The sequence below is a fragment of the Coleofasciculus sp. genome (genome assembly GCF_046539235.1).
Classification (GTDB): Bacteria; Cyanobacteriota; Cyanobacteriia; order Cyanobacteriales; family Coleofasciculaceae; genus Coleofasciculus.
Genome location: NZ_JBKHHI010000447.1, coordinates 1 through 5,161, shown reverse-complemented (window position 1 = coordinate 5,161; position 5,161 = coordinate 1). Strand labels below are relative to the sequence as shown.

General features: G+C 43.7%; 6 protein-coding genes and 1 pseudogene. 3 read left to right on the top strand and 4 right to left on the bottom strand.

Annotated elements, in window-relative coordinates; all coding sequences use genetic code 11:
• Positions 1-339 precede the first annotated feature (339 nt).
• The 4 genes from ACLFWI_RS26425 to ACLFWI_RS26410 form a co-directional block, all read right to left on the bottom strand.
• The gene (locus ACLFWI_RS26425; protein ID WP_446415395.1) at positions 340-990 is read right to left on the bottom strand and encodes a hypothetical protein; all 651 of its coding nucleotides are present in this window, start codon (positions 988-990) and stop codon (positions 340-342) included.
• Positions 991-1,224: 234 nt separating this feature from the next.
• Positions 1,225-1,878, bottom strand: a complete 654-nt coding sequence (locus ACLFWI_RS26420; protein WP_446415394.1) for an S-layer homology domain-containing protein — start codon at positions 1,876-1,878, stop codon at positions 1,225-1,227.
• Between the two features lie 147 nt (positions 1,879-2,025).
• Positions 2,026-2,817: a dienelactone hydrolase family protein gene (locus ACLFWI_RS26415; protein ID WP_446415393.1), complete on the bottom strand. Its 792-nt coding sequence runs from the start codon at positions 2,815-2,817 to the stop codon at positions 2,026-2,028.
• Positions 2,818-2,929: 112 nt separating this feature from the next.
• On the bottom strand, positions 2,930-3,610 hold the full coding sequence (locus ACLFWI_RS26410) for a thiamine phosphate synthase (RefSeq protein WP_446415392.1): 681 nt from the start codon (positions 3,608-3,610) through the stop codon (positions 2,930-2,932).
• Between the two features lie 111 nt (positions 3,611-3,721).
• Between ACLFWI_RS26410 and ACLFWI_RS26405 the strand changes: the two are divergent.
• The 3 genes and pseudogenes from ACLFWI_RS26405 to ACLFWI_RS26395 form a co-directional block, all read left to right on the top strand.
• Positions 3,722-4,000, top strand: a pseudogene (locus ACLFWI_RS26405) (Uma2 family endonuclease); the annotation flags it as partial.
• Positions 4,001-4,054: 54 nt separating this feature from the next.
• Entirely contained in the window at positions 4,055-4,231 is a 177-nt protein-coding gene (locus ACLFWI_RS26400; protein ID WP_446410279.1) for a hypothetical protein, read from the top strand.
• Between the two features lie 322 nt (positions 4,232-4,553).
• On the top strand, positions 4,554-5,161 hold a 608-nt coding region (locus tag ACLFWI_RS26395), incomplete at its 3' end, for an ATP adenylyltransferase family protein (RefSeq protein ID WP_446415391.1).

Here is a 5,161-nt window from a genome sequence, read left to right as displayed (position 1 = left end):
CAGGCTGAATTGAGTCCGCGTAGGCGGACTTGGTTTGTATAGCCCCAGACTTCTAGTCTGTGGGCTTAGTAGCGAGCAAGATGCAAAGCCTGCGGCATGGCTTCGCTAAACACACTACGGATAAAGATTTCGCCATTCCATTATTGATATTAAGGTTTAAATGTCGAACAGCTTACCCTGTGGTGGGCAAGAGCAACAAACGATAATAGTAAGGTTTTTAATGTTTATAATTCTTGCCCACCCTACGTCTCAACTGCTATGGCTGATGGAAGCAATGCGGTGAGGGTACGGCATTGCCGTGCCCCTACCCCTTCTGTCCTAGAGCCTTCTGCCTCATTGTTACATGCCAAAACGATTGGGATTATCTGGTTTACTTAAATCCAATGTCATTACCTGATTCAGCAAAGCTTGATTAGAATCTAAAACCGTCAATAATTGTTGAAACTGTACATTCATTTTTTGCTCTAAAATCTTCAAATTTAAGACCACTTGTCGGGCTTTCTCTTCCGATAAACTGAATTTTCCCATAACCTGCTGCACTTCCTCCTGAGAAATCCGCACCGTCATCTGGGTAAACTCAGAGAGGCGAGGCGGAATTTTATTAATATTGTCCGCCTTATCGCCATGATTATAGAAATGAATCCCCTGACGATCTACAAAGAAATCGGCAAAGGGTTTTAATCCTTCGTTGAGAACCATTTGCGTCGCTTGAATTGCTTCTGGTAGTATGTTTCCCAAGCCAACATATACCATAAACCAAGCCAGGATATGATGCTTTGCTCCTAGGGATTCCTCTAACCGTTGAGCGACTTGAATCAAGAAATTTCTGGCAACTTGTGCTCGCAAGGATTCCGGTTGTTCGGTAGGAATGTCATAGAGCGCTATTTTCAGGAGTTTATTCAGACGGGGTTGATCTTGGTTGAGTGTAGCCTCAACCACGGCTGAAACTAAATGAGTGTGTATATTATCATTAGAGGGTTGAGAATCCATGGGATAACTCTTTTTCCTAAATTAGGTTCAATAATAGCGGAGTGATCACAGAGATTGTACATGGTTCATGGTTCATGGTTCATGGTATTCCTGCAACCAAACCGGATCTTTCCCATCATAGAGGAATGTAGGGGCGACCCGCTTGCCAAAAGGAACAACCCCGAATCTGCTCAATAGGCTCGGATCGCCCTATACTCAAATCATTGGGTCAAAAGGTGTTTCCTCGGCGTTTTGTTACATGGGCGCAGGTTCCTCAATCGTCCAAGGAATCGGCGCAGTGGTTTCTTGTCGTTCCAGATATTTACTCAACGCATAAGCCATATCTCCACGAGTCATCGGGGCGAGAGGATCAATAGAATTAGTCAGGGGATCGATATTAACAAACCCCTCATACAAAGCCGTGGCAATTGACTTTCTTGCCCAAGTTGGTATTTTATCAGCATCGGGATAGCGGGAAAGCAGTTCAGCCACCGTATCCTCTGGGAATTGAAACACGCCATAGGCTTGAGCTAAGATAGAGAATGCTTCGGCGCGAGTAACCCGTTGATTGGGAAAAAATCGTCCCTGACGATAACCTGTCATAATGTTATTTTGCAAGACTAATTGAATATCGCGATATGCCCAATGAGAGGTAGGTACATCGAGAACAGCAATAGGTTTGTCGGGTTGGGCGACTCGTTTTTCTAAGTCAAAGGTTTTGACTAAAATCGATGCTAATTCAGCCCGATTGAGGATTTGTTGTGCCTGAAAATCCCCCTCGCGATCGCGATTCATCCATCCCGCCGCGATAACCTGTTCAACGGGGTCAAGGGTTGTTGACTCTTGGGCAACAACCGGAAGACTTTGCAGTAAAAATACCAGAGGTAGGATGCCAAAAATGCGACGCATAGTGTACAATATCTTTCCTTTTATCAACACTAATGTTTTCCAGAAGTATTGACGTTACCACCAACGAGCAAGTTTCAACCGGATTCATTTTAACTGGATGTAAGGAAACAAATGACAAATGACATAAACAAATGACGAATGACAAATTTAACGAAATAATTCAGCAAAAAACCGATTCATTGCTGCCCAAGAGCGCTTATCTGCCTTCTCATTGTAAGCCACTCCCGTTGCCGGATCATTCCCCGCATTCGGATCACTAAAGCTGTGAACAGCATTACCATACATAACCATTTGCCAGTCTACATTGGCATAATTCATTTCTCGTTTAAACGCATCAACTTGCTCATCAGGAACTAAAGGATCGGCTGCACCATGCAACACCAAAACTCTACCTTTAATCGCTTGAGCATCTGCGGAATTGGGTGTATCTAAATTCCCATGAAAGCTAACAACCCCAGCCACTGGCGCACCACTGCGGGCTAATTCTAATACTGTACCCCCTCCAAAACAATAACCGATCGCGGCAACTTGATTCCCATCAGTCAGCGGATATTGTTGTAATACTCGTAATCCCGCCTGGGCGCGATCGCGCATTAACTTCCGATTGGATCGATAGATACTCGCTTGTTCTCTAGCTTCTTCATTAGTTTCGGGTCGAATTCCCTTACCATAAATATCAGCCGCAAATGCCACATAACCCAATTCAGCAAGCTGTTTTGCCCGTTGCTTCTCGTAATCTCCCAATCCTTTCCAAGCGTGAACCACCATCACACCGGGGCGCTTTCCCTCAATCTCGTCATCGTAAGCCAGAAAGCCTTGGAGTATAGTATCACCCTGTTGGTATTCAATCACTTGAGTGCGGACTTCAGCTAAAGCAATGGCTGAACTTAAGAGAGTAAACAGGGGAGTGATGAGCAGCGAAGTGAGTAAAATTTTCATAGCAGTTATAGTAAGTTATTTAGTTAGGATATCTTATTTAGATAAAATTTGGAACTAGCAATTAGCCGTTCACAGCCGTACAGCGATTTTAGCGGAAAATCTCTGTACAAAGTCAATCCTCTAAATCTTTATTTTGTCGCCCGATTAACACCTCCTGAAGTAATAGTTGAACCACACTAGCCGGATTTTCTGCCGCCATAACAGCACCAATGACAGCAACGGCTTTTGCCCCATGTGCGATCGCGGCACTCACTCGCCCTGACTCAATTCCACCGAGGGCGACTAATGGGCGATAACTGCGCTTAACGCTATCTCTTAACCCTTGTAAACCTAATGTGTTGCGCTGATCATCAGGTTTTGACAAAGGGGAGTACACTGGACTGATAGTAGCATAGTCAGCCAAACCAATATCATCCTGATCGAGTGAGTCAGTTGCATGACGCGAGACTCCTATAAGCATCTGAGGTGGAAGCTTTTGCCGCACAGGTTCAATAGCTGTCGTTGATGATAGATGAACTCCCGCTAGATTGTATTCTAATGCTAATTGAGGATAGCTGTGTACAAGCAACAATACACCTGTAGAGTCAGTTAACGGCTTCAGGTTACTAATTGTGGTAGCAATCTGGGAAATTGCCGCTTTTTTATCACGGATAATTATAGCAACATGCTGAGGATTAATGTCGTTGAGGATACTTGTTAGAGTTTGTTCTACCGTTCGACCCATCCGATGACAAGCGGCTGGATCAGTAATGAGTAAAAGATCGAAGGGTAGAGTAGAACAATTATTAGTCATTGGCATTTTTTTGGTATAATTTATTGCTGAAGAAGCCCTGAACTCAAGTTCGGGCTAAAAGCTAAAACCCGTTAAAACGGGTTCAAAGACTCACCCCAGGTTGATCCACCGCCCGATCTGGCTATCGAAGTGGATGTCACCTCGAAAACTCAGATGGAGGGTTACATTAGCTTAGGAGTTCCCGAACTTTGGCTGTGCGATCGCGGCAAACTTAAGATTTACACCTCACAATCCGGACAATATCAGTCAGTTTCCACCAGTCCCACATTCCCAGGACTACCGATTTTAGACGTCGTAGCAGAGGTTCTCACCCAAAGTAGCACGATTGGTAGAAGTCCTGGCTTACGAGCCTTTCGTAAGCAAATCCGAAATTTCATCAATAATTTGTAAGTAATAATTGCACTTATAACTCACTTGCAAACCCAAAATATGGAGAATTGAGTCATGCCAGAAAAGACATCCCGTTACTACGCAAAAACTAAGAGCTATGATACCATGCTCGGATTTGGAAGCAAAGAACACAAAACGACTGTCCGCGATAACACCACGGGTAAATATAGTAGTCGTAATGCACAAACTTCTCGCGACAAGGCGTTTAATAAAGCACAGTTGGAAGAATAAAAATGAAAAAGCCTAATTTTTATTGTAAGGCGATAACATTTGGAAACAAGCTTTGGTTTATTTGTTTTAATCCAAGCTTTTTGTTTAAATCCTGGCTTATCCGTACTCTGCAAATGTAATATTCCATTGTAAGATTTATAAAAATTAAATCACAAAAAATTATTTTCAGTTTATCCATATTTTTTATCTGAAAATGAGAATGGAGAACGGATACACCTAGTTGAGGTTAGGGGCTGGATAACTGAACCAATGTTCTAGTTCTGGGCAAAATTCATCAAATCGTCTAGATTAGATTCGCATACGGCTGATATAACAATTGACTATGCCCGAAGAAAAACCCACTGAACCGAAAACACTCACCCTAAAACCGGGTACATTATGGTCAACGGTTCAAAAGACAACCGAACACGCCCTCCAATGCGGCGCACTGCAACCGATCGCAACTGAGTATGAGTTCGTCGAACAGGATGGAATTCGCTTTCTGGTGCGGATCGTCTCTAACCTCGATCGCAAAGCCAAAGCCAAGAAGCAGCAGCAGAAGAAAAAAGCTGACTTTAACCCCTTTCTCCCTTACGAGGAAGATTTATTCGTGGCTGATATTTCCGACACCCACCTGTGTCTGTTAAATAAATTCAACGTAGTCGATTATCACCTCCTGATCGTCACCCGCGAGTATGAAGACCAGGATAATTGGCTCACCTTATCCGATTTTCAAGCAATGTGGACAGGTTTAGCGGAAATTGATGGCTTAGCCTTCTATAATGGCGGTAAAATAGCAGGGGCGAGTCAGCGACACAAACATTTACAACTGGTTCCGTTACCCCTAACACCAGAAAATCCCAAGCTACCCATCGAACCCGCGATCGCATCGGCTAATTTCCAGGGTTCCATTGGTACAATACCCAGCTTTCCCTTTGTTCATGCCCTAAC

Excerpts from the sequence above, each read along its gene's own strand:
- ACLFWI_RS26425 (WP_446415395.1), bottom strand. The coding sequence starts at position 990 with ATGGATTCTCAACCCTCTAATGATAATATACACACTCATTTAGTTTCA.
- ACLFWI_RS26420 (WP_446415394.1), bottom strand. The coding sequence starts at position 1,878 with ATGCGTCGCATTTTTGGCATCCTACCTCTGGTATTTTTACTGCAAAGT.
- ACLFWI_RS26415 (WP_446415393.1), bottom strand. The coding sequence starts at position 2,817 with ATGAAAATTTTACTCACTTCGCTGCTCATCACTCCCCTGTTTACTCTC.
- ACLFWI_RS26410 (WP_446415392.1), bottom strand. The coding sequence starts at position 3,610 with ATGACTAATAATTGTTCTACTCTACCCTTCGATCTTTTACTCATTACT.
- ACLFWI_RS26400 (WP_446410279.1), top strand. The coding sequence starts at position 4,055 with ATGCCAGAAAAGACATCCCGTTACTACGCAAAAACTAAGAGCTATGAT.